22 protein-coding genes and 1 tRNA gene are annotated in these 22,809 nt (G+C 40.8%); 13 read left to right on the plus strand and 10 right to left on the minus strand.

Annotated elements, in window-relative coordinates:
• Nucleotide 1: 1 nt before the first annotated feature.
• The 3 genes from AC13CC_RS10595 to AC13CC_RS10605 form a co-directional block, all read right to left on the minus strand.
• Nucleotides 2-1,372, minus strand: coding sequence for a hypothetical protein (locus AC13CC_RS10595; RefSeq protein WP_482876749.1), 1,371 nt, complete (start codon nt 1,370-1,372; stop codon nt 2-4).
• Nucleotides 1,373-1,474: 102 nt separating this feature from the next.
• Entirely contained in the window at nt 1,475-2,740 is a 1,266-nt protein-coding gene (gene bamG / locus AC13CC_RS10600) for a BamG family beta-barrel-assembly machinery protein (RefSeq protein ID WP_482876750.1), read from the minus strand.
• Nucleotides 2,741-3,469, minus strand: coding sequence for a type III pantothenate kinase (locus AC13CC_RS10605; protein ID WP_482876751.1), 729 nt, complete (start codon nt 3,467-3,469; stop codon nt 2,741-2,743).
• A gap of 102 nt (nt 3,470-3,571) precedes the next feature.
• Here AC13CC_RS10605 and AC13CC_RS10610 point away from each other — a divergent pair.
• Nucleotides 3,572-3,644, plus strand: a tRNA-Phe gene (locus AC13CC_RS10610).
• 53 nt (nt 3,645-3,697) lie between these two features.
• Here AC13CC_RS10610 and AC13CC_RS10615 read toward each other — a convergent pair.
• Entirely contained in the window at nt 3,698-4,735 is a 1,038-nt protein-coding gene (locus AC13CC_RS10615; RefSeq protein WP_482876752.1) for a helix-turn-helix domain-containing protein, read from the minus strand.
• Between the two features lie 215 nt (nt 4,736-4,950).
• Between AC13CC_RS10615 and AC13CC_RS10620 the strand changes: the two genes are divergently transcribed.
• From AC13CC_RS10620 to AC13CC_RS10645, 6 genes are all read left to right on the plus strand, one after another.
• Nucleotides 4,951-5,646 (plus strand): SOS response-associated peptidase, encoded by a 696-nt coding sequence (locus AC13CC_RS10620; RefSeq protein ID WP_482876753.1) that lies wholly within the window; start codon nt 4,951-4,953, stop codon nt 5,644-5,646.
• Nucleotides 5,647-5,818: 172 nt separating this feature from the next.
• Nucleotides 5,819-5,980: a DUF1328 family protein gene (locus AC13CC_RS10625; protein WP_207070961.1), complete on the plus strand. Its 162-nt coding sequence runs from the start codon at nt 5,819-5,821 to the stop codon at nt 5,978-5,980.
• A 44-nt stretch (nt 5,981-6,024) separates the two neighbouring features.
• A complete protein-coding gene (locus AC13CC_RS10630) occupies nt 6,025-6,267 on the plus strand; it encodes a hypothetical protein (protein WP_163624837.1) in 243 nt (80 codons plus the stop codon).
• Nucleotides 6,268-6,403: 136 nt separating this feature from the next.
• Nucleotides 6,404-7,825, plus strand: coding sequence for a cardiolipin synthase (gene cls / locus AC13CC_RS10635; RefSeq protein WP_482876755.1), 1,422 nt, complete (start codon nt 6,404-6,406; stop codon nt 7,823-7,825).
• A 93-nt stretch (nt 7,826-7,918) separates the two neighbouring features.
• The gene (locus AC13CC_RS10640) at nt 7,919-8,383 is read left to right on the plus strand and encodes a hypothetical protein (RefSeq protein ID WP_482876756.1); all 465 of its coding nucleotides are present in this window, start codon (nt 7,919-7,921) and stop codon (nt 8,381-8,383) included.
• A 186-nt stretch (nt 8,384-8,569) separates the two neighbouring features.
• A complete protein-coding gene (locus AC13CC_RS10645; protein ID WP_326277592.1) occupies nt 8,570-9,202 on the plus strand; it encodes a hypothetical protein in 633 nt (210 codons plus the stop codon).
• Here AC13CC_RS10645 and AC13CC_RS10650 read toward each other — a convergent pair.
• On the minus strand, nt 9,197-10,720 hold the full coding sequence (locus tag AC13CC_RS10650; protein WP_482876757.1) for a GH3 family acyl-acid amido synthetase: 1,524 nt from the start codon (nt 10,718-10,720) through the stop codon (nt 9,197-9,199). The two genes, AC13CC_RS10645 and AC13CC_RS10650, sit on opposite strands and share 6 nt — an antisense overlap.
• A gap of 83 nt (nt 10,721-10,803) precedes the next feature.
• Complete coding sequence (locus tag AC13CC_RS10655; protein WP_482876758.1) at nt 10,804-11,100, minus strand: hypothetical protein; 297 nt, start codon at nt 11,098-11,100, stop codon at nt 10,804-10,806.
• A gap of 306 nt (nt 11,101-11,406) precedes the next feature.
• Between AC13CC_RS10655 and AC13CC_RS10660 the strand changes: the two genes are divergently transcribed.
• Nucleotides 11,407-11,634 carry a hypothetical protein gene (locus AC13CC_RS10660; protein ID WP_014032240.1) on the plus strand — a complete coding sequence of 76 codons (228 nt, stop codon included), beginning with the start codon at nt 11,407-11,409 and terminating at the stop codon, nt 11,632-11,634.
• Between the two features lie 614 nt (nt 11,635-12,248).
• On the opposite strand, the gene AC13CC_RS10665 is transcribed toward AC13CC_RS10660, so the two are convergent.
• Entirely contained in the window at nt 12,249-13,796 is a 1,548-nt protein-coding gene (locus tag AC13CC_RS10665) for a glycoside hydrolase family 32 protein (RefSeq protein ID WP_482876759.1), read from the minus strand.
• Nucleotides 13,797-13,986: 190 nt separating this feature from the next.
• Between AC13CC_RS10665 and AC13CC_RS10670 the strand changes: the two genes are divergently transcribed.
• The 3 genes from AC13CC_RS10670 to arsM are packed head-to-tail and all read left to right on the plus strand — an operon-like array spanning nt 13,987 to nt 16,375.
• Nucleotides 13,987-14,601: a TIGR04282 family arsenosugar biosynthesis glycosyltransferase gene (locus AC13CC_RS10670; RefSeq protein ID WP_482876760.1), complete on the plus strand. Its 615-nt coding sequence runs from the start codon at nt 13,987-13,989 to the stop codon at nt 14,599-14,601.
• Nucleotides 14,598-15,413 (plus strand): purine-nucleoside phosphorylase, encoded by an 816-nt coding sequence (locus AC13CC_RS10675; protein ID WP_482876761.1) that lies wholly within the window; start codon nt 14,598-14,600, stop codon nt 15,411-15,413. The genes AC13CC_RS10670 and AC13CC_RS10675 overlap by 4 nt, the downstream gene beginning before the upstream one ends.
• Nucleotides 15,410-16,375, plus strand: coding sequence for an arsenosugar biosynthesis arsenite methyltransferase ArsM (gene arsM / locus AC13CC_RS10680; protein ID WP_482876762.1), 966 nt, complete (start codon nt 15,410-15,412; stop codon nt 16,373-16,375). The genes AC13CC_RS10675 and arsM overlap by 4 nt, the downstream gene beginning before the upstream one ends.
• Nucleotides 16,376-16,378: 3 nt before the next feature.
• On the opposite strand, the gene AC13CC_RS10685 is transcribed toward arsM, so the two are convergent.
• The 3 genes from AC13CC_RS10685 to AC13CC_RS10695 form a co-directional block, all read right to left on the minus strand.
• Entirely contained in the window at nt 16,379-17,395 is a 1,017-nt protein-coding gene (locus AC13CC_RS10685) for an N-acetylmuramoyl-L-alanine amidase family protein (RefSeq protein WP_482876763.1), read from the minus strand.
• Nucleotide 17,396: 1 nt separating this feature from the next.
• On the minus strand, nt 17,397-18,329 hold the full coding sequence (locus AC13CC_RS10690) for a hypothetical protein (RefSeq protein ID WP_482876764.1): 933 nt from the start codon (nt 18,327-18,329) through the stop codon (nt 17,397-17,399).
• Nucleotides 18,330-18,421: 92 nt separating this feature from the next.
• Nucleotides 18,422-19,444: a glycoside hydrolase family 113 gene (locus AC13CC_RS10695; protein WP_482876765.1), complete on the minus strand. Its 1,023-nt coding sequence runs from the start codon at nt 19,442-19,444 to the stop codon at nt 18,422-18,424.
• Between the two features lie 129 nt (nt 19,445-19,573).
• Between AC13CC_RS10695 and AC13CC_RS10700 the strand changes: the two genes are divergently transcribed.
• Both AC13CC_RS10700 and AC13CC_RS10705 read left to right on the plus strand, forming a co-directional pair.
• Nucleotides 19,574-20,923: an NAD(P)/FAD-dependent oxidoreductase gene (locus tag AC13CC_RS10700; RefSeq protein ID WP_482876766.1), complete on the plus strand. Its 1,350-nt coding sequence runs from the start codon at nt 19,574-19,576 to the stop codon at nt 20,921-20,923.
• A 50-nt stretch (nt 20,924-20,973) separates the two neighbouring features.
• Nucleotides 20,974-22,584, plus strand: a complete 1,611-nt coding sequence (locus tag AC13CC_RS10705) for a 4Fe-4S binding protein (protein ID WP_482876767.1) — start codon at nt 20,974-20,976, stop codon at nt 22,582-22,584.
• Nucleotides 22,585-22,809 lie beyond the last annotated feature (225 nt).

The following is a 22,809-nucleotide window of genomic DNA, read 5'->3' on the forward strand; positions in this document are numbered from 1 at the left end:
CCTATAGATTAGGTACGGTAACGCTACCTCCTACCCAACAGCTAAAAGAAATGCTTTGACCGGCTTTTCCTGAGCTGAAAATCATCTCTTTGGATGGTGCCTTGGCAGCATAACTGGCCGCTGTTTGATTTGCACGACTGCTCAAAGCAGGGTCTACCCTACCGGCTTTTCTGGCCATGTCGGCAGCTTTCCAATAGATTGCTCTTTTCTCGAACGGTGTACTACCGCAGGAGTTGGCGCTTGTTGCATAAAGGTTGGCGATCAACAAATATGCTTTACCGTTGGCCGGGTTTGCATCTATTGCTTTAAGCGCATAGCTTCTTGCTTGTGATTTACTACTGTTTCTAACGGTAGTGGCAATTTTATAAAGGATTTCGGATTTCTTATAGGAATCTGTTTCCAGTCCCACTGCTTTGTTAAAGTCAGCAAGGGCACCGTTCATATCTCCAGATTTTTGTTTTAGCACTCCACCGTACATGTATGCATCTGCAGATGGATCCAATGCCAATTGGGCCTCGAACAATTTCCTGAACATGGGGTCATCGGTACACTCTTTGGAGAACATTCTTCCTACGGCACGTTTTACCCACTTAACATCGGTTTTCTTTTCCTCAAAACTCTTTTCGTACAATGGAATAAGGTTGTCACAGTCGGCCAGTGCACCCAATTTGGAATCCACACTGCTTGCGACTTTACCGTATGACTCAGAATTAACAGTTGCTACTCTAAGTGCTCTTTTTTCCTTAGATGTCAATGTACCCAAAGAATCTTTTGGAAGAAGCCTGGTTACCACATCGGTCAACTGTTTATTTTCCTCTTCTATTTTTCCGGTGACATCATCGTAGGTATTAAATACATCCTGAAGGTCTTTTTTACCAGCACCATGTAAATCTACAAGGCTAGAGAAATATAGGTACAAAGCTCTTGGGTTCTTGAAATTGGCCTGATCTTCCTGAAAGGCTTTGTCCAACATATTGAACAACTCTTCATCTGAAGCCATTTTGCTTTCGTACATCAACAATGCCTTGTCTATCGCTACACCAGCTTTACTGTATTTTGTTGGGAAGTATTTTAGACTATTATCGTACAGGTCCAACAAATCTTGGATATAACCATCTTTTTCGGCTCCTGTCGAACTCTCAACTTTGGCCTTCAGAATTCTTTCTCCATAGGAGAAATTGGCTTTATTGATATCCGGGCAGCTTTCGTAAACCATTTTCCATGGCTCGTATGCCGCATCATAATTTTTAACCTTTACGTGTTCTGCATAAATCGATAGATTGGTCATGCACTCGGGGTTCTGTGCTTGTGCCATACTTAATCCCGTCAACATGGTGACCATTATCATTGTTAAGTAGTGTCTCTTTTTCATCTTACTAGTTTTAAAGGTGTTAAAGTACAAATTTTCATTAAAAAATCCTCCTAGAGGACCCTCTATGGGTGGTTAATTATCAAATTTTTAAAAAATGGCCTATCAATTTATTTTTATCTCCCTAAACCACTTATCATTTAACGATAAGCCTATATTGATTTTGAAATAACTTTCTTCAATTAAGTTTTGATCGGTAGTTCCACGTCTTCCCAATTCAAATCCTACATTGAGATTGGAAAAGTTTGCCCCTACGGGTAATCCTAATCCAAAAGTTATGCCAAAGTTGTTTATTTCTTTGTTGTTCACCGTCATACCACTTACATCGTACCGTAATCCGGCACGATAGGTGACCCGCTTAAAGTAACCGGAAAGCGAACGGTAATCGGGCACCCAATACCCTCCAAAGGCGTAGGTGCTGGCATCGTTATATGTTACGTTGTCCAAACCCAGGAACGTATTGTCAAAATCGCTCATTTGCTGAAAACTGTACTCCGCTCCCAAAAACCATTTTTTGTCCTCCCCAAAACCAAGGCCAACCGTTGTTCGTGTAGGTATCTTCAACTCGGTGTTCCGCAGGTTGGAGGCATCTAGGTTTACATCCACTACCTCTACATTGTTTCCGTTTGAAAGTGAAAAGGACCCAAGTGTTTGTGTGTTTTTTGATACCAGATTGCCTTGGGTATTTACCAAAACCGAGGTGTAAAGTGTGTATTTATCTTTTATGTTAGGCGTATAGTTTAAGGCATATTTAAAATCGTAACCATTTATTTTTGATTCACGATTGTCCAAAGTTCCGAACTGCACCCCTTCAACACTCTGGATTCTTTCGTATCCCAAAGTTCCAAAATTGAAGTTGGCAGTAACTCCCAAACTAAGATTTTTTATGGGCTCAAACCCAATGGAGGCATATAATCTGTTAAGCCCTCCTTCTCCCGTAAAAAAATTGGCCACTTCCGCACCTTGGCTGTTTTCGGAGGAGGAGTTTAAACTGTAGCCAACAGAGGAATAAGGCATTAGGCCAAAACCAAAACCTACATTTTTTGCCAAAGGAAAACCAATGGAAAGGTAATCCAGATTGGTCACTGATGTATTTTGCTCTTCCGTCCAGTTCTTAAGTCGGTATTCTTTATGGGACAACCCCGCTGTATATGCAGTTAACCTAAGCTTGGAGTATGCTGCCGGATTGGATAGATTAATATGGATGCTGTCCCCATACATACTTATGCCGCCCATCATTTGGTTGTCCACGGACCCGTTGTCCCGATGGTCGCCGATTCCGAAATAAGAATATGGCGAAATAGTTCCATTTTGTGCGAACAAGCCATGGGCAGTCACGCAGAAAAAAGCGATCAGAATTTTTTTAATCATTCAATTTGTATTGTATTCCAGCAGGCAATTTAGCCCCTCCAAGAGAAATTTGGAGTTCGCAAATATGGTGTTTTTTAGCCTTTTGGCAAAAAAATGGGAGTCTCCACCTGTTAAAATAACTGTTAAATCTTGAAAACGAGATTGATATTGGCGAATTACCCCGTCCACTTCTTGCGTTACACCGTTAATCACACCGCTATGCATGCACGATTCCGTAGAGTTGCCAATAAAGTCCAACAAATCGCTAGGGCCAAGCAAAGGAAGCCCTGCCGTTTGGTTGTGCATGGCATTGTACCTCATCCTAACGCCCGGGGATATGGCCCCACCTACATATTCTCCCGCATTGTTTACCATATCGTAGGTAATACAAGTGCCAGCGTCTATTACCAAGGTATTTCCGCGCGGATTTTGGTAAAATGCCGCTGTGGCCAAGGCCAACCTGTCCACTCCCAAGGTGTTTGGGGTGGCATAACTGTTTTTAAAAGGGACTTTGGACTCACTTGTGAGCACGTGTACCTTACAAAAAAGGGCCACGACATCCCTTTCCTTTCGATTCAATTTGCCTACGGATGACAGTATGCCGTTATTGATTCGCGGATATTTCTCGAACAGCTCTTTAATTTTTGACAAGAATAGGCCAGATTCAAAGCTATGGTCGTAGATTATCCTTCTATTCTCAAAAACAGCGTATTTGATTAGGGTATTGCCTATGTCGATAACCAAATTCATACAGCAAAGATCGGTAATTGGAAAAAATCAGGGCCTTTTTTTCGGGTTTTTGTTTGTATATCCTAATTTTGAAATTATATTTGCACCCGCTTAATACAGCATGGTACCTTAGCTCAGTTGGTAGAGCAACGGACTGAAAATCCGTGTGTCCCTGGTTCGATTCCTGGAGGTACCACAAAAAACCCGGCAAATTTGCCGGGTTTTTTGTTTTATGCGATCAAAGTAACTTTAATCCGCTACCTGTGCGTCCTTTTTACTGTTCTTGAATTCACTGGGGCTCAAACCGTATCGTTCCTTGAAAATCTTGGAAAAATAACTCCTGCTGGTAAATCCAATGGAGTATACCACCTCGGAAATGTTCATTTCGGTTGTTGTAATGTAATCGCGGGCCAGTTCCAGCCTTGCATGCCTTATATATTCCGTTACCGTTTTATTGTACAACAACTTAAATCCTTCTTGGAGCTTTGCTTGGGTAAGGCCTGTTTCGGCAGAAATATCTTCCAACGAAAAGTCCTTGGCGATGTTCTTCTCTATTTTTTTTGCATAGCTGCGAATCGTTTTCAGCTCCCTTTTCAACAAACTGGTTTGGGGCCTTTTGTTCATCACCTCTTTGTTATGCTGCATCATGTGCATGGATAGAATTTGATAGACATAGCCCTCGATCATCATAATACGGATCATTCCTTTTGCCTTGATCTTTTTCATTGCAGACATGACCTCGGCTATTTTCAAATTGTAAGAACCGTAGTAAGCAAACACTTTCTCTTGGTCGGTGTCCAAAAATACTTTATACAACTGTTTATTGAGTTCCTCTCCCTGATTAAGCCTTTTGCGCAAAAAGGGCTTTCTACGCACCTGTATCACAGTCTGGGAAACCTTCACGTCCTTGGGAAAATACCTGTCCGTAATCCCGCCATCACGATTGGTAAGGATAACGGATTGGAATTGCTCCATGATCTTGATCTTATCCTCCGGCTGGTACCCGAATTTATGTCCGCAATACCCTTCCAGGCAATAGTAAAAATTGATGGGGTTAAAATTTGAAGTGTCAACCTCAATCAATACTTCATCAAAAAAAGTAATGTCCAGTTCCAATAAACTTACCCCCCAATCGAAGGTGATAAAACGGATACTCCCCTTTGCCTTATCGTTGGAAACACTCAAAGTGTACTGTCCCCATCTTTCCTCTATTTCCCCACCAATCACATTTTTTATTTGCCCCACCGATTCGGCGGTATCTTGAGCGTCAACATTGATTTTTATCATTGGGATATTATACTGCTGTTTATTTCAAATTAGGTCTTAATCCCATAAAGATAGGCTTTGTGGCGGTTTGTACAACTATACACCTTTACCTTTAAAATAGTTTTAACCTGTTGTGCATTTTTGATAAAATTTATGGAAAGCATTACAATATAATTGGTTTGAGTCAACCTTTTTGCCAACTTAATGCTTATTTGGAGATAAGATTCCAGATAATTATGATTTACAAACTTTCAAATGAAGCAGGGAGAGAAGAGATAGAAAAAGAGTTTGGAATCCCGTTCAGATATCCAAATTTATACCTGCCAAACCCTATTATCAATGGCTTTCATGAAAACAACTTAAGTGTGGTGACCATGGAAAACCCAAATAAAATATTGTTTGCCATTTGGGGACTTATGCCCCAAGACTTTAAAGAAGACTGGCAAATATTTCAGGACAAGACCAATACATTGAACGTGCAGATGGATGAGCTGCAAAGCATTGGCTGGATGCAAGAATCTTATAAAAAGAGACGCTGCTTGATTATTGCAACAGGCTTTTACACCCATCTTTTGGAAAATGGCAATACATGTAGCTACTATATTTACCGGGCAACCGAAAAACCCTTTTACTTGGCAGGCACTTACAACAGGTTAAACGATGGTTTTTTGTGTGCTGCGTTAACGGTGGGCAAAACGGACCCATTCGTTTCCAGCTACCACAACATTAGCAACCGCGCCCCTGTTATTCTTCCCAAAGAACAGGCCTCCGATTGGCTTAGCACAGATTCCGACGCAAAAAGATTGGAAGAAATTATCCAAAATCCCAAAAAGGTAAAGTTGAAGGCCAAACGCCTATCCAACGATTTTTTTCTAAAAAATTTAAGCTCAAACACCCAATTGGGGCCATTGTTTGTTGGACTGCAACATTAAAAAACAAATTCATAACCTTCTAAAAAGAAGATTTTCATGCCAAAAAAAACGTGAAATGCTTCTTTTGAGTCAACATTAACATGAAAAACGGCAAGCTTCAGACCAAAAGCAAGCTACATTTGTAATATGCTGATTAACAATCAATCAGACATTAATAAAAAACACTACTATTATGTTACGTTGGACGGTCATCTTTATCATATTGGCCATTATAGCCGGTATATTCGGATTTGGTGGAATTGCAGCAGGAGCGGCAAGTATAGCTAAAATTCTTTTCTTCATATTTATTGTACTATTTATTATTTCGTTGATAACAGGAAGAAAAAAGTTGTAGAAACACACACTAATTAAAAATCATTAAACTAAAATCGAGAACCCATGAGAAAGTCAATAAGTTTATTTACAATGCTAATTGCAATGGCACTTACCTTGAGTATAACCAGTTGCAGAGAAACAAAAGAAGATAAAGCCGAAGAGGCCATTGAAGATGTGAAAGACGGAGTGGAGGATGCTGCCGATGATGTGGAAGATGCCGCAGAAGATGTTGGGGACGACATTGAGGATGCTGCCGATGACGTGGAAGATGAAGTAGAAGATGCCACAGACGACAGTCCACAATAATTTTCACATTATACCACATAACTCTGGTAAAAATTTGCCAGAGTTTTTTATTGCCCTCCCCCCTAATTCTCTCCCCAAAATGTTGATAAACCAATATTCGTTTATACCTTAGGACAAATAAACACCACCATTTTTTTTGAAGACCGTCCTTACCATCCTATATGTTCTGACCTCCGTTTGGGCCATTGGGGCCATAATTTATCACGGAAGAAGGCCGTCGCGCTCCATAAGCTGGGCACTTGCCATTATAACTTTGCCCATTTTGGGAGCAGTTCTCTACTATCTGTTTGGGATGAATCGCAGAAAGTTTAAATTCTTCAACACAAAAGAATTTGAAAAAAGAAACAGATACACTCCCCCTAAAATTTCTGCCCAAGAAAAATTCCTGACCCATTTTGATGCAGATATTCGAAAAGAAAGACTCAACCGATTAATAAAAGCCAACTCCAACACCACTGCAAAAACAGGGAACAAAATAATACCTCTTCAAGATGGCGAGGAAACCTTCAATGTGCTTTTCAAAGCCATGGAAGAAGCCAAAAACTTTATCCATGTACAGTACTATATTTTGGAAAGAGGTACCCTTTTGGATAAAATGTTGGAACTTTTTGAAAGAAAAATCAAAGAAGGTGTAGAAGTTAGAATTATTTACGATTCCTTGGGCAGCTACCAATTAAGGGGGCGCCCCAGGAAAAAGTTTCAGGATGTTGGGGTAAAGATTTATCCCATAATGCCGATTCGACTTAAAAACCTACTGTTCTCGCTCAATTTTAGGAACCATCGAAAAATTGTGATCATAGATAACAAAGTGGCTTTTACAGGTGGTGTCAATGTTTCCGATAAATACATTAAACGAGAAAACGAATTGGGCAAATGGAAAGATACCCACTTAAAACTCGAAGGGCCCATTGTAAACGATATACATCTGATTTTCCTGAAGGATTACTTTTTTGCAAGCAACAAAGAGGATTTCCATATCGCAGACTACCTATCCGAGCAACAAACGGCGGGCGATGTTCGTGCACAAGTGGTGGCAGGGGGGCCAGATTCCAAGCATCCGACCATTATGCAACAATATATTGGCATGATGAACCAGGCAAAAAATTCCATTTGCATAGCAAATCCCTATTTTGTGCCTGGGGAGGCTTTTTTACAAAGTTTAAAAATTACCGCAATGGAGGGTGTAAATATCTCCCTTTTGGTGCCCAAAAAATCCGACTCCAAAGCAGCTAAGTTTGCCATGTTCTCCCATTTTGAAGAATTGCTTCAGGTTGGTGTTAAAATATACCTTCGAGAAGATTTCTCGCATAGCAAAATAATGATTGTCGACGATGATTTGGTGTCCATCGGCTCTGGAAATTTTGATATCCGAAGCTTTGAACTTAACTACGAGACCAATATCCTTATTTACAACAAGGAAATTAACACCGAAATGACCGAGAAGTTTCAAAAAATATGTGAAAAGTCGGAACCCGTTACTTTGGAGCGCTTTCAGAGCAGGACCATTTGGTTCAGATTTTTGGAAGGATTGTTCAAATTCTTCAAACCGCTGTTATAAGCCCATCTCAATTCTTATTTGCATCAATCATTAATTCAATAGAGATAAGTCAACCCCAGTACAAAACTATCTTTGCTTCAAAAGAAAACAATCGTGAAGAATCTATTTTCAATACTATTTTTAATTGGAGCAACAACCGTAAGTGCCCAGAGCATATCAAAAAACGCATTGGGTATAAGAGTGGGCGATAACGACGGATTTGGAGGGGAAATCTCCTATCAACGCTATCTCAAGGAAAACAACAGATTGGAGTTTGATCTGGGTTGGAGGGATTCAAACAATGTTGATGCATTTAAATTGGCAGGTCTTTACCAATGGGTAATGCCCATAGACGGAGGATTTCATTGGTATGTTGGTGCCGGTGGAGGTGTAGGGTCTTTTGATGCAGGTGAGAACGATGGCGTTTTTGCCCTTGTCGCCGGTGATATTGGTATTGAATACGATTTTGATATTCCATTGCTCATTTCGCTGGACATGAGACCGGAACTAGGTTTTAACGACAATTATTCCGATGATCTCGACTTGGATATTGCACTTGGACTCCGATATCAGTTCTAAATAAAGTAAAATCAAATCGAAAATAGGTCTATAAAGTCGATTTTTGTCAACCTAAACTTGTTTCGGGCCCTTATAATGATTTGTTTATCAATATAGTGGGATTCTGAAATAAACCCGCCTATCGGAAGGCAGGTTCAGAACGCCGTGTCAATACTTTTTAGACCTGTTTTTTTTAACCCTTTAATCTTGAAAAGAAAACTAAAGCTACTTTTTCTACTACTCATAGCCGTATTTTTAGTTATCGTTATTTTGAAAGAACCCAAAAACACAATTCCGGACAGAATAAAACAAGAGGTTAAAATTGCCTTGCAGTATTTTCCAGAACTTAAGGGCATTCCCATTGAGTTCAAGTTTAAAAAAAACATTAAAAAATCGGTGATGCAAGCCCAACCCACATGGAGCGGCCTTCTTAAATCCAAAAACAAGCGCAGCTATGTAATTTTGATCAGTGAAAAGTTTAAAATATCCGGGGAAGAATTTAAAACGGCAGATGTTCCCAAAGATGTTTTAATTGGATGGATAGGCCACGAACTCGGCCATGTTATGGACTACCAAGAGCGGGGCAACCTTAACCTTATTGGTTTTGGAATTCGCTATGTGCTCTTGAAGGAATTTGTAAAAAAAGCGGAACGTGCTGCGGATTCGTTTGCGGTATCTCGGGGTATGTCCGAATATATTTTGAAGACCAAACGGTTTATTCTCAACCATTCCCAAATTGATGAAACCTACAAAACAAGGATAAAGCAATATTACCTCTCTCCTGATGAAATTATGGAAATGGTAAAGGAGCAAGACTCCATTAAAAACAACCTCTTATGATTGTTTGGATATAAAATCCTCCCATTCCTTAAAGCGATCCTCGCCCATTACCCGTTCCATTTTTACCTGACCGCCCTTTTTCTTGTTGGCCCCGTTCCAATCGGTAAATATTTGTTGGGGCACAAAATTCACTTTTACACCTTCCAAAGCCTTGCTTCGGGCCACTTTATAGTTTTTATTGGCCTCTTTTAGGTAGTTATCCAGAACAGTTGCTGTTTTTTCTTCATCCAAACTTTTATCGGACCCCAAATACCAGGAGTGGTAGAAGCCATCATCAAAACGTTTGGCACAAAGTGTGTATTCGGGAACTTTTATGTTCAGTTCCTTTTCCAAATGTTTAACGGCATCGTTCAGTTTGTTCAAGGAAAGTTGAGAGCCTACGGTGTTCAAAAAAAACTTGGTACGCCCCGTAATTTTTATTTCAGCACGTTTCACATCGGTAAAAGCGATGGTATCTCCAATAATATAACGCCACGCTCCAGATACGGTGGATATAATCAGAACATAGTCTTTATCCTTTTCAACATCCTCTAAGGTTATGGACGGAGCATTATCGGTCAACGAACCATCCTGATTCACATATTCCGGTTCAAAGGGCACAAACTCAAAATAGATACCATTATCTGTTATGAGTTTCATCGCCGATGTCCCTGGTCGATTTTGGCAGGCAAAGAATCCTTCGGAAGCCAAATAGGTATCAATAATTTGTATGGGATGGTCCAACAAGGCATTAAAACTTTTCTCGTAGGGATCAAAGGCAACCCCTCCGGAGGTGTAGGCCTGCAAATTGGGCCATATCTCGTGAATATTGTCCACATTATGATAATCTATAACCTTTTTGAGCATTAGCTCCATCCATGAAGGGATTCCACTAAGTGCTCCAATATCCCAATTTTTGGCATTTTTTGCTATGGAAAGGACACGCTCGTCCCAATCGTCTATTTTGGCGATTTCATCTCCAGGTTTATAGTATTTTTTAAACCAAAATGGAATGTTACTGGCACTTATTCCGCTAATTTCACCCTCCTTTTTACCGCCGCGCTCCTGTAGATTGGTGGAACTCCCCAACATCATAATTTCCTTCTCAAAAAAATCTGCGGGCATATCAAAATTGCTCATGGCAAACACCTGGTGCCTGCCTGCGCGGGTAATGGAATCCAACATATCTTTGGTAACCGGTATTCTTTTTGGGTTTTTTCCCGTAGTACCGGATGATAGTGCAAAAAAATCAGGACTCCCCGGCCAGGTAATGTCAGGTTTGCCCTCAATGGTCTTGTTCCACCATTCATCGGTGATCTTGTTATAATCATGATAGGGTACAGCTTCTGCAAAAGTCTTTTGGGGGTCATCGGATTTTAATATGGTAGCAAAATCATATTGCTTACCAAACTGCGTATCCTTCGCCTGGTCCAATAATTCTATAAGGACTTTTTTCTGCTCCTCGACTGGGCTTGTTGCCTTGCTGAGAGCATCTCGTGCTTCGATAACGCCCTTTATAATATTTCCTATGATTGCCATATTGGGTAACTTATAGAATCAAATATACCTACATAGCTACAATCCAATTTACTCAATCCATTTTTAGATTGACTCAAATGATCTTAAAGATTTATTGTTGCCTCCAAGGATGGCGATACTCTAGAAGCTTTTTGGGTTTCGGGCTGCACAAAGTTATTGGCAATTTTGGAAAAAAGAGGCTCTGGAGTTTCTTCGTGTACGGAAACATGCCCACTGGATGAGTTGACCTCAATTACGACCAAGGAAAGATAATCCATAAGGTGTTCTGCCTCATTGATAAGGATTCTTACAACTTGTAGCCGTACAGCATATTCCAAATTAACAATATGCAGATGGTTCAATTTACTTTTGCCCGATACTTTTTTCCAGATAATCTTCAAGCCTCGTTTTCATACAAAAATAGCTCAAATAATACGTACTTTACGTTTAAGTTACATTAATTTAACATTGAAAATAGCACAAAACACCTTGTCCCAAATTTAACTTACAATTAGAGGATGGACAGATTATCAAATGGATAGAAGTGAGATTAACCCAATACCGTTATTTTTTTAGATTTCAATAGGACTTATTGGATTCAACTTCTTAATCTTTTCATAAATATGAAAATCAAATGGTTCCATAGGCAAAAAATATCAAACTAACTCTTATATTTAGCCGATTACGAATAATTTTAAAAACAAAAAATGACCCACGAGTTACTAGAAAAGGCGGAAGAGTTTGAAAAAAGGCCCATGAGCCACATGTCCACCAGCGATAGGGTTAAGGCCTCAAGGGAAGCAAAGAGCTTAATTCTTTCCATTAACGAGATCTACAAAAAAACCAAGGATTCCAAATTAATGGAAACCATGAAGAACATTACAGCTAAGAAGCGTAAAATAGAAAAAAGACTTAAAGGTTCTCCTTTAGTTTAATTACTATAATTATAATCCTTTTGTGGAAGGATATTTGTACTTCCAAAAACGAATATCCTTCCCAAAACTTTTGCCCTCCCACTTTCCACAAAGTCATAAACAACTGAATTTCAGAAAATAAAACCTTATTCGCTAGCTCATTCCTGTCCCACAAGGAACACTTTTTCCATTTACATAAGTTTTGCGACCAATTATGTCTTAATTACTGCAACCAATAAAAATATGGGTTGCAGTTGGTTGTGTTTTAGATAATTTAGGAGTGTAGTTTTAACTCAACTAAATAAACACTCAGAAAAAATGAACACTATAGAAGCAAAGCTAGGATACCTTTTTTGGTACGCTGTAATTGCACTATCCGTCTACTCTCTTTTAAGCAGTATCTACCTTTACATTAGTTAGCTATATAAACACTAGCACATCAATCAAAATACCCAGTATAGTTAGTAATGTGTCTTCGTGGGGCTCCTATTCAGGCGCCCCTTTTTTTCTATTCCATTCTTGAAAGAAGTGCCAAATTCCAGTTTTACTCGTTCTTTTAAGTTGCTCACATCCCTTACAATAACTAGAGCTGGACATATACTATTTCCTTGTAAATGAACCAATATCGTTTATCCTTACCAAATCGATTCCATCTTCTTTATGGATTCAATTGCAATGGGAGCCTGTTTATCCTCATTTACAATAATTAAGGTATTGTAAGGGCTTGTTGGAAATATTTGTTCAGTCATGGCAAGCATCCCCTTGTCCACAAACAATTCCATGGACGACCAATCCATTAATATTTTGAACTCTTTTACATCTCCCGCTATACCGTTTAAAGGTGCTACATGCTTTTTGGCTCCAAAGTCTTCCTGAAAATCAACCTTACCCGATAAGGCCCTATCTACCGAAAAAATCCGGTTCTCAGAATCCATGCTCAATACAAGTACCTCATCCAATTCGTTTTTAAATAATAGCTTGAACTTTTTAGCGGCCGTCCTAAACCGAATCTCTGATTGATTGAGCCCTTCTACCTGCAAGGTATCCGATGTATTGGCCGCTACCCCAACCTCATTGACCAGTGTTGAATTCGTCAAATCACTTATTTTGTCAATTGGGTAATTGGCCAAAAAGTAATCATCCGCAACTTTGTGCAACGACAATTTTCGGGGTACCGTCATTGCGCTTCGCCATTTTTTGGTCGGTGTGTCCTGGGCATAGTTCCAGTTGCTCATCCAACCAATAAAAAATCGACTGTTTTCTGGAACATTGTTATAAGTTACCCCTGCATAATTATCCGTGCCATGGTCCAACCATTTAGGCTCTTTTTGATCGGAAGTAAAGACCTTACCATCAAAATCCCCAACAAAATATTGGGTTCCACTACCGCCATTGGGCGCTCCGGGGTTTATACTTATGATCAGCACCCACTTTTCTTTCTCGGAACCATCTACTTGCAATGGAAAAAGATCAGGACATTCCCATACCCCGCCATGAGCCCCCTGCGATTTACCAAAATCGCTCAAATAGTCCCAATCCTTTAAGTTTTTAGATGTATAAAATTTGGCATGATCACCGGCAACCAAGGTCAAAATCCAACTTTGTGACGGCTCGTGCCAAAATACTTTGGGGTCCCTAAAATCTTTAATGCCATCATTTGGTATTATAGGATTGCCTTCATATTTATTCCAAGTATCCCCATTGTCCAAACTATAAGCAATACCCTGTGTTTGAAAATCCATTCTACCAGCCTCTTCTCCTTCCTTGGAATGGTATGTAAATATGGCTACCAAAGGAGCTTCCCCATTTTCTCCAAAACCCGATGTGTTTTTCTTGTCCACAACTGCACTTCCAGAAAAAATATAGCCGTGTTCATCCGGGTAAAGCGCAATGGGCTTGTGCTTCCAATGTACCAAGTCCTCACTTACCGCGTGTCCCCAATGCATGGGCCCCCAAACAATATCCTCTGGGTAATATTGGTAAAAAAGATGGTAAACCCCTTGGTTAAAGACCAAACCATTGGGGTCGTTCATCCATTTTTCCTTTGGTGAAAAGTGGAATTGCGGACGATATTCCTCCTTGTACCATGATTCTTTTTCCGTTTGATTTGCCACTTCTTCCCTTTTTTCCTTGCAAGAGACAAGTGCAACCACCACTATACAGCTAATAATTAGTCTTAACATCACCTTGGGTTAAAATTCTTTTTCAAGATAAACAAATTATATCTCCCGCTTTACATGCTTCATATACCATTTTGAAGGACAATCACCGTTATATTCAAAAAAATAATTCCCCTTTTCATGAAAGGAATGAAACCAAAAATCTACCTATCTTTAAACAGCGTTTTGCAAACCCCAACTAAATCTAAATAAGTTGAGCAAAAACCTACTTTTAATCCTGACCCGAAACCCCGAACTTGGTAAATGTAAGACCCGCTTGGCGACCAAGGTAGGCGACAAAGTGGCTTTGGATATTTACAAGTTTTTGTTGGACAAAACCGTATCGTTTACCAAGGATTTGAAAGTTGAAAAATGGGTGTATTATTCCGAAAGTATTTGGGAAGATGACATTTGGGACAACAAGCTGTACCAAAAAAAGCTTCAGAAAGGAAAAGATTTGGGTGAACGCATGATGAACGCCTTTAGGGAAGGGTTCCGTGCCGGTTTTGAAAACATCATTGTTATTGGAAGCGACATGTTCCACCTAAACCAGTCCGGTTTGGAAGAGGCTTTCTCAAAATTTAAAGGTCACAACTATGTTGTGGGGCCTGCCGAAGATGGCGGATATTATCTTTTGGGAATGAAATATTTAAAGGTTGAACTGTTCCAAAACAAAGCTTGGGGCACAGATACCGTTCTTTCCGATACCCTATCGGATTTAAAATCAGAAAAAATCGCCCTTTTGGACGAAAAAAATGACGTTGATCACTACGAAGACATTAAAGATATTGAGGCCTTTGAGCCATTTTTAAAACATATAAGCGAATGACACTAAAACAAGTTGACGAATCGGTTGAATACTTAAAAAAACGAGGGTTCGAGACCCCGGAAATAGGCATTGTACTGGGAACCGGTCTAGGACAGCTCATAGATAGCATTGAAGATCCCATCGAAGCCCATTACAACCACATACCCTATTTTCCTTTGGCAACTGTTGAGTTCCACACAGGCAAACTGATCTACGGAACCATAGAGGGCAAAAAAGCAGTGGTAATGCAGGGGCGCTTCCATTTATACGAAGGCTACGATTTCTTGGATATCACCTATCCCATTAGGGTGATGCATCAGTTAGGCATAAAAAATCTCTTTGTGTCCAATGCCGCGGGAGCCATCAACCTCGACTTTAAAAAAGGGGATATTATGTTGATCGAAGACCATATCAATCTGCAAGGAGGTTCTCCCTTGGCGTTCAAAAATGTATCTGAATTTGGCAACCGATTTGTGGATATGAGCGAACCCTACGATGTGGAAATGCGCAAAAAAATTGAAGCCATAGCATCCCGGGAAAATATTTCCCTGCAAAAAGGGGTGTACGCTTCGGTAGTAGGCCCGCAACTGGAAACCAAGGCTGAATACCGCATGCTCAAAATTATGGGAGCCGATGCCGTAGGTATGAGCACCGTTCCCGAAGTAATTGTGGCCAATCATTTACGACTACCTATTGTAGCGGTTTCCGTTTTAACAGATGAATGTGATCCAGATAACCTGAAACCGGTTGATGTTCAGGAGATTTTGGAAATTGCCGGACAAACGGAGCCAAAAATGATCAAGCTGTTTAAAGAATTAATCAAAGAACTATGAGCTATTTAGAAGCGACCCAAGACCTGTATAAAGAAGCAGCCCTAACTCCAGATGTAGGGCTATGCTGCACCACAAACCCAATATGGCAATTTCCAGGGCTTTCCATACCCAAAATCATGCAAGAAATGAACTATGGTTGTGGCAGCACGGTATCTGCCCAGGACTTGGTAAACAATCCCAAAATTCTTTACGTAGGTGTAGGTGGTGGAATGGAACTGCTCCAATTCTCCTATTTTTCCAGACAAAAAGGCGGGGTTACCGGAGTGGATTCCGTGGATGAAATGCTGGAAGCTTCTAGAAAAAACTTTAAAATTGCTGGAGCCGAGAACGATTGGTTCAACAGTGAGTATGTAAACTTGGTAAAAGGGAATGCCTTAAACCTACCTGTGGAAGATGAAAGTATTGACGTGGCCGCACAAAACTGCCTCTTCAATATTTTTAAGATAGAAGACTTGAAAAAAGCGGTTTCCGAAATGTACCGCGTATTAAAGCCACACGGAAGATTGGTGATGAGCGACCCCATTTGCGAGCAACGCATGAGCGAGGAACTCCGAAACGATGATAGATTAAGGGCGCAATGCCTCAGCGGAAGCATTCCATTAAAAGATTACGTAAAGGTTTTGACCGATGCCGGGTTTGGCACTATAGAAATCAGGGGCAGAAGGTCGTACAGGGTATTATCGCCCAACCACTACCCAACGGACGAGCTCATCCATATTGAATCCATTGAGATAGCCGCCATTAAAGACCCCATGCCAGAAGATGGCCCATGTATGTTCACGGGAAAAACGGCCATCTACTACGGTGATAAGGAATATTTTGATGACGGAAAGGGCCATGTGCTGCTCCAAAACCAACCTTTGGCGGTATGCGATAAAACCGCAGGGGCCTTGGCCAATGCTTCAGATGAAATCCATGTTAGTGAAAGTACTTGGCATTATAATGGGGGCGGGTGTTGTTAAGGGTTATTTTGAAATTTCTGTCTTGGAAGATTCATAATCCAATAGAATTCCTTCGGAAATCCAATTGGCCAAAGCCTGCCTGTTATCTGGGTTTAGAATCCTACGCTGGTCCTTTTTGCTCCTAATGTTCCCTATCTCGATGTAAGCCATGGCCGGAAGCGTATTTTTCACAACGTATAAACTACTACGTTCCATAAAAGTGCCATTGTACAATCGATTGGGCTGAAATTTTTTGTACTTTCCCAAAAAGGTCTGGTGGATACTCTCAGCCAGTTTTTTACCGTTTTTGCTTTTTTCGTGATGGTAAAAGAACACATCAATATTGGTACCCTCGCCTCGACTATCCACATGGGTAACCAATAAGCGTTGATATTTCCCCGAATTCTTCAGGTACAGCCTATTGACCGCCTCGCTACGCTGTTTTAAACGTTCTAGTTGATCTAGGGGAATGCTATTGGATAGCACTGTTTCGTCCGTATCCAGCCCAAGAAGCCTTTCATCCCTGATACCATCATTTTCATCCTGCACAATAATGTGCACTTCTGCGCCGTGTGACAATAATTCTCGGGCCAATCTAAGTGTTACATCGTATGCGTATTCATCTTCGGAAATTAATTTACCACGGTACTTTTCCACAGCGCCCGGGTCTGGCCCTCCGTGTCCTGAAATTAAATAATAGACTGTATTGTCCAAGCGTTTGCTTACGGCATCAACTTTTTTAAAATCATCTCCAAAAATGGGGTAAGTAATTCCGTGATCAAGCTCCTCCACCTTCTTCGTTGCCAAAGTATCCGGCAATACATAGGAACGTCCCATAAACAACGATTCATCCTCCCCCAAATCTTCTGCGTTCAACGTCACAAACTTGTTGTAATGCTTTGTTGGGCTCACGCCATGTCTCCGCAAAAGTGAATAGATGCCATCTCCTTCTTGCGCAACAACTTTTGGGGATTCCTCTTGGGCCCATATTGCTCCTTGAAGCAAAAGGATAAGTAAAAAAGTAAACTGAAAAGGTTTCATGTTAATTCTCAAATTCTAAATCAACGTAATCATTCATAATGCCATCACTGATTAAGTTTGCAAATTCTTTTTTGTTGGGTTTGAGGGAAATCTTGCTGGCCGATGTATTGGATCCACTTTCAATAGTAAGTAAACTAATGGCCGGCAGCATGTTTCTTGCCAAATACAAACTATTCAAATCTTTGAAAATCAGGCTGGCTTCATTGGAAGATCTACTGGAAATACTTTTTTCCTTAAACACATTTTGAAGGTTTTGTGCAAAACGTTGCCCTTGGGTGCTTTTGTTGTAATGATAAACGGCAACGCTCATGTTGCTACTTTCCGTAATATTTTTGGAACGAATAATAAGCACGCGTTGATATTTACCTGTGTTCTGCAAGTAACGCTTATTGATTACTTTGATATAGTTACCCATTGGGTTATCATCGGATACATTATCTTTCAACACATTGCAGGAAGCATCTTCCCCCATTATGTAGACCTTTGCTCCATGCACCATTAACTCTGCCGCCAAGCGTTGGCTAACATCCTTTGCGAAACTTTTGTCCTTATCCGTACTGTTTTCAGTGATTAAATAATAAACGGCATCTTTGAGTTTATCACTTTTAAGGGACATTTGGGCAAGTTCCTTATCAAAAATCGGTTCTTCCGCATCTGCCATGGCTTCGACCATTACTCCGGTCTTCTTAAAAGAATCATCGGCATAGGGAATTTTGTATTCCTCACCCAGTTTTAGCGCGCTTCCTTTTTTTATCTTGTCCGAATTGAGTTCCAGAAATTCTCCGTAGTGTTTGGCTGGGTCCAATCCCTGTTTGCGAAGCAGGGAAAAAATACCGTCTCCTTGTTCTGCAACCACCTTGTAGTATGTACTTTCCTGTCCAAAAATGAATGTACAGGCCCAAACCCAAAAAAGAAGGGATAATCGTGATTTCATTACTGTATGTATTTGGGTGGGATGTATTGCAAATATGGCAAAAAAACACGTAGCTCGGTTACGAAATAGCCCAAAATTTCGGACAAATTAATTTATTGATCCTGAAGGCTGGATTCTTTTACATTTGCAAACTGTCTTCTGATTACAGATTCGGCAGGTTTGTTTTGGGGAGTAAACCGGTTATCCTCGTGTCCCCCTACCTGATCGTGCTGCATAAACCACTTCCAAACAAAGCCGCCGGCAAACCAATCCTCGTTCCAAAATTCATCAAAGATAACCTGTGTAGCATCTGCTTGAGCCTTAAGGTTTACATCCATTTGGTTTCGGTCCACCAACCAAGGTTTTTTGCCGGTAAAGTCCATGCTTCGGTACCCAAATTCCGTAAAAAGTATTGGTTTATCCTCTTGTGCAGCCAGTTCCCGCATTTTGGCTTTCCACGGTTGCCAGCCCTCGGTCAATGTTTCAATGGTAGGGTTTTCCTTTTGGCACAATGGAAAGTAGGCGTTGACCCCAATATAATCCAACTGCGACCAAAACGGAGTTTTCGCATACTCGTCCCAGTTGGCGGCATAGGTAAGCTCACCGTGGTACACCCTTTTTACTTTTTGGATAAGGCTCTTCCAAAACTCAGGTCGCTCGTTTATGAAGGTTTTCAACTCCGTTCCTATGCAAAAAATATCACTCTGTGTTTCTTCGGCCAATGCAGCATATAGCAAGATAAATTTTTCGTATGATGCTTCGAGTTTCTTCCAGTCCTCCTCCGTAGGCATCTTCATATTACCTGTAAATTCACCCCTGTGGATCCAGATTTGAGGCTTTACCATCACGTTTATCCCGTTTTGATGCATTTTTTCAATATACTGTTTGGCTCCTTCCCTCCGCTCCCCATACCATTGGTGGTCCGAGTCAAAAACCAATTCGGGCGAATCTAAATCACGAATAAAGCCAAAAGGCATAATGGCCGCATAATTAGCTTGGACATTAAGGACAGGATCTATGTGGTGTTGCGCCACTTCTTCCCGGGACGACACAAAACTGACACCGTTGACTTTGGCTAATTTGCCACTACTGCAAGAAGCAAAAATAAAGACCCATAATAGAACTACCTTCTTCATAAGAATTGTGAAACCCTCTAAAATAATAATTTTAAAACATCATTTAGCTGCCAAATTCTTATTAAATTTCATTTCACTGTTAAGTTATTCCCGTAAGACTCGACACATAAATACAATCAAACCCAACCCATGGAACACATTGTTATTATTGGAAATGGAATAGCCGGTGTTACCGCCGCAAGGCACATCCGAAAACTATCCGACAAAAAAATCACTATTGTTTCCGCCGAATCCGAGTATTTTTTTTCAAGGACCGCCTTAATGTATGTGTACATGGGCCACATGAAGTTTGAACATACCCAACCCTACGAAAACCACTTTTGGAAGAAGAACAGGGTTGATTTGGTGAAGGGATACGTCACCGAGATCAATACCCAAGAAAAAAAGTTGCAGATTGATGGTTCACCAGACCTCAACTACGATAAACTAATCATTGCTACAGGCTCCAAACCCAACAAATTTGGATGGCCCGGTCAAGAGTTGGACGGGGTCCAAGGTCTTTACTCCAAACAAGACTTGGAGCTTTTGGAAGTAAACGCCCCCAACAATAAAGTATGTAAACGCGCTGTAATTGTCGGAGGGGGCCTAATTGGCATTGAATTGGCCGAAATGCTTCGAACACGTGATATTCCAGTTACTTTTTTGGTACGCGAAACCAGTTTTTGGAACGGAGTGCTTCCCCAAGGTGAATCTGAAATGATCAACGAGCATATTCGGGAACATCATATCGACCTGCGTTTGGGTGCCTCTCTCAAAGAAATTGTTGCAGATGAAAACGGGAGGGTAAAATCTGTTGTGATTGAAGAAACGAAGGAAGAAATCGAGTGCAATCTAGTTGGATTGACCGCAGGAGTTACCCCTAACATTGATTTTTTACACGATTCCGGCATTGAACTCGACCGTGGTGTTAAAGTAAATCGTTATCTGGAAACCAACGTAAAAGATGTGTATGCCATTGGAGATTGTGCCGAACAGCACGAAGCCATTGGCAACCGCCGAACCGTTGAAGCCGTTTGGTACACAGGACGGATGATGGGAGAAGTCCTTGCCCAGACCATTTGCGGGAACCGAATGGAGTACAATCCCGGACACTGGTTCAACTCGGCCAAGTTTCTGGATATCGAATACCAAACCTACGGTTGGGTATTTCCTGAAAAAAAGAAAAAAGAATCGGAAGTGCATTTTCACTGGAGACATCCCAACGAAAAAATCTGTATCACCATAGCTTTTGATAGAGATTCCGAAACACTTTTGGGCATCAACACCTTTGGTATCCGTTTACGGCACGAAGTGTTTGACCGTTGGCTCAACGAAAAAAGAAATGTCGATTACGTAATGCAGCATCTCGAAGATGCTAATTTTGATCCGGAATTTTATAAAAATTTTGAATCTCAAATTGTGTCGAAGTACAATACCGATTTTGGAAAATCCATCAAACTGAAAAAGAAAAACCTAAAACGCATCTTCCAATTGGGTTGATTGGTTTACGTTTTAATAAAAAGTTTATCAACACAAAGGAACAACAAACTATGAACAATCAATCACATAGTCCAAGTATGGCCCTGACCGGGGAACCACCAAAAAGCTTGAGCATCAACCAAAAAATCGCTACCCTTTTGGGATTGTCAGGATTGGGCATTCTGTTATTGGCCGTTTTCAACCTAAACTTTCCGAACAAAAGTTTGTGGTTAACACTATCGCTTTCAGCCATTGCACTAGGAACCATTTGGTTTTCGTGGGACGCCTACTCCAACAAGCTCCCAGGAATTAAAAACGATGGCGTTTGGTTCAAATCCATTTCCAGTCGAGGTTTATGGGGTTGGGTTTCTGGTTTGGCCTTGACAGGTTTTTACATTGTGCTCTATTTTTATCCCGAATATCTGGGTTTGGTAAGTGATGGAGACAACAAAGGAGTCATTGCCCTTTTTGACCCCCTTAGCAAATTTTTGAGCGGTAATCCTGCCAGTCAATGGTTTGTTTACGGAACCCTCTACACAGTTGCCATTTTAGCTTTTGGCATAAAGTTCCTTTGGAAATACCGTCACAACCGATACGAGAGACTGCGCACTTGGAGTGTAATGTTTTTTCAAACTGCCTTCGCGTTCATTATCCCAGAATTGATGGCCCGTTTAAATGGACATGAAGTTTTGAACGGTGGAAGCCTCCCTTATTTTGACTTGAAAAATATTTGGCCCCTCAACTATTATAATTTTGAAGGGTACCGCATCAAAATGTTTTTAAGTTCTGGTGAAATAGGTTTTGCCTTGTTGATTTTTGCCATCCTATCCATCTTCGTTATCACTCCAATTCTCACTTATAAATACGGTAAAAGATGGTATTGTTCTTGGGTCTGCGGCTGTGGCGGATTGGCCGAAACCGCTGGGGATTCTTTTAGGCAATTGAGTGACAAATCTACATTTGCTTGGAAAGTGGAACGCTGGGTGGTGCACAGTGTAGTTGTTTTTGTAACCTTGATGACCACCGCCGTGATTTATTCCTATTTGGGAACCGACACCAGCAACTATTGGCTGACGAAAAGCTCTTTTTTGATCGGCGTAGGGGTTTTGCTGACCTTAGTCTTTGCTTGGGTTATGATTTTTAAACGAGACCAGCTTCAAAAAGATGCACAATACGGAGCCATCGGATATTTTGTGATTATAATGGCATTGATCGGATTCCACTTTTTTAGTGGTGAGGGGGAGGTTTTCCTTTTCAAATCTGGAACGCTTCGCAAATCGTACTCCTTTTTGATTGGCAGTATTTTCTCCGGGGTGATAGGAACAGGCTTTTACCCCATTTTTGGCAGCAGGGTTTGGTGTAGGTTTGGTTGTCCAATGGCCGCCATTCTAGGTTTTCAGCAAAAATTGTTCTCCCGATTCAGGATTACCACAAACGGAGGACAATGCATCTCTTGCGGCAACTGTTCCACGTATTGCGAAATGGGCATCGATGTACGTGCTTATGCGCAAAAAGGTGAAAACATAGTCCGGTCGAGTTGTGTAGGTTGTGGTATCTGTTCCGCAGTCTGCCCGCGGGGCGTCCTTAAATTGGAAAATGGTCCTTTGGAAGGAAGAATTGACAGCAATCAAGTGCTATTGGGCAATGATGTGGATTTAATGACCCTTGTAAACAAAAAGTAAACCACTATGAATTTGAAATCCATAGTTTTAAAGAGAAGAATGAAATTCTTTGTCATCCGGTATCAGGTCCTCCCTTAATCTCCCGAAACAGGTCAGGGACAGGCTCTCCAAAGGAGGGAAACTTCTCCCCTTGGGGAGACTGGAGAGGGGACGACCCATAAAATTTGATGGAAACTAAAGTAACTACAATTAAACCTGACTACCGACAAGGACAAGGTTTTAACT

It is taken from the genome of Flagellimonas sp. L-11 (assembly GCF_056857735.1).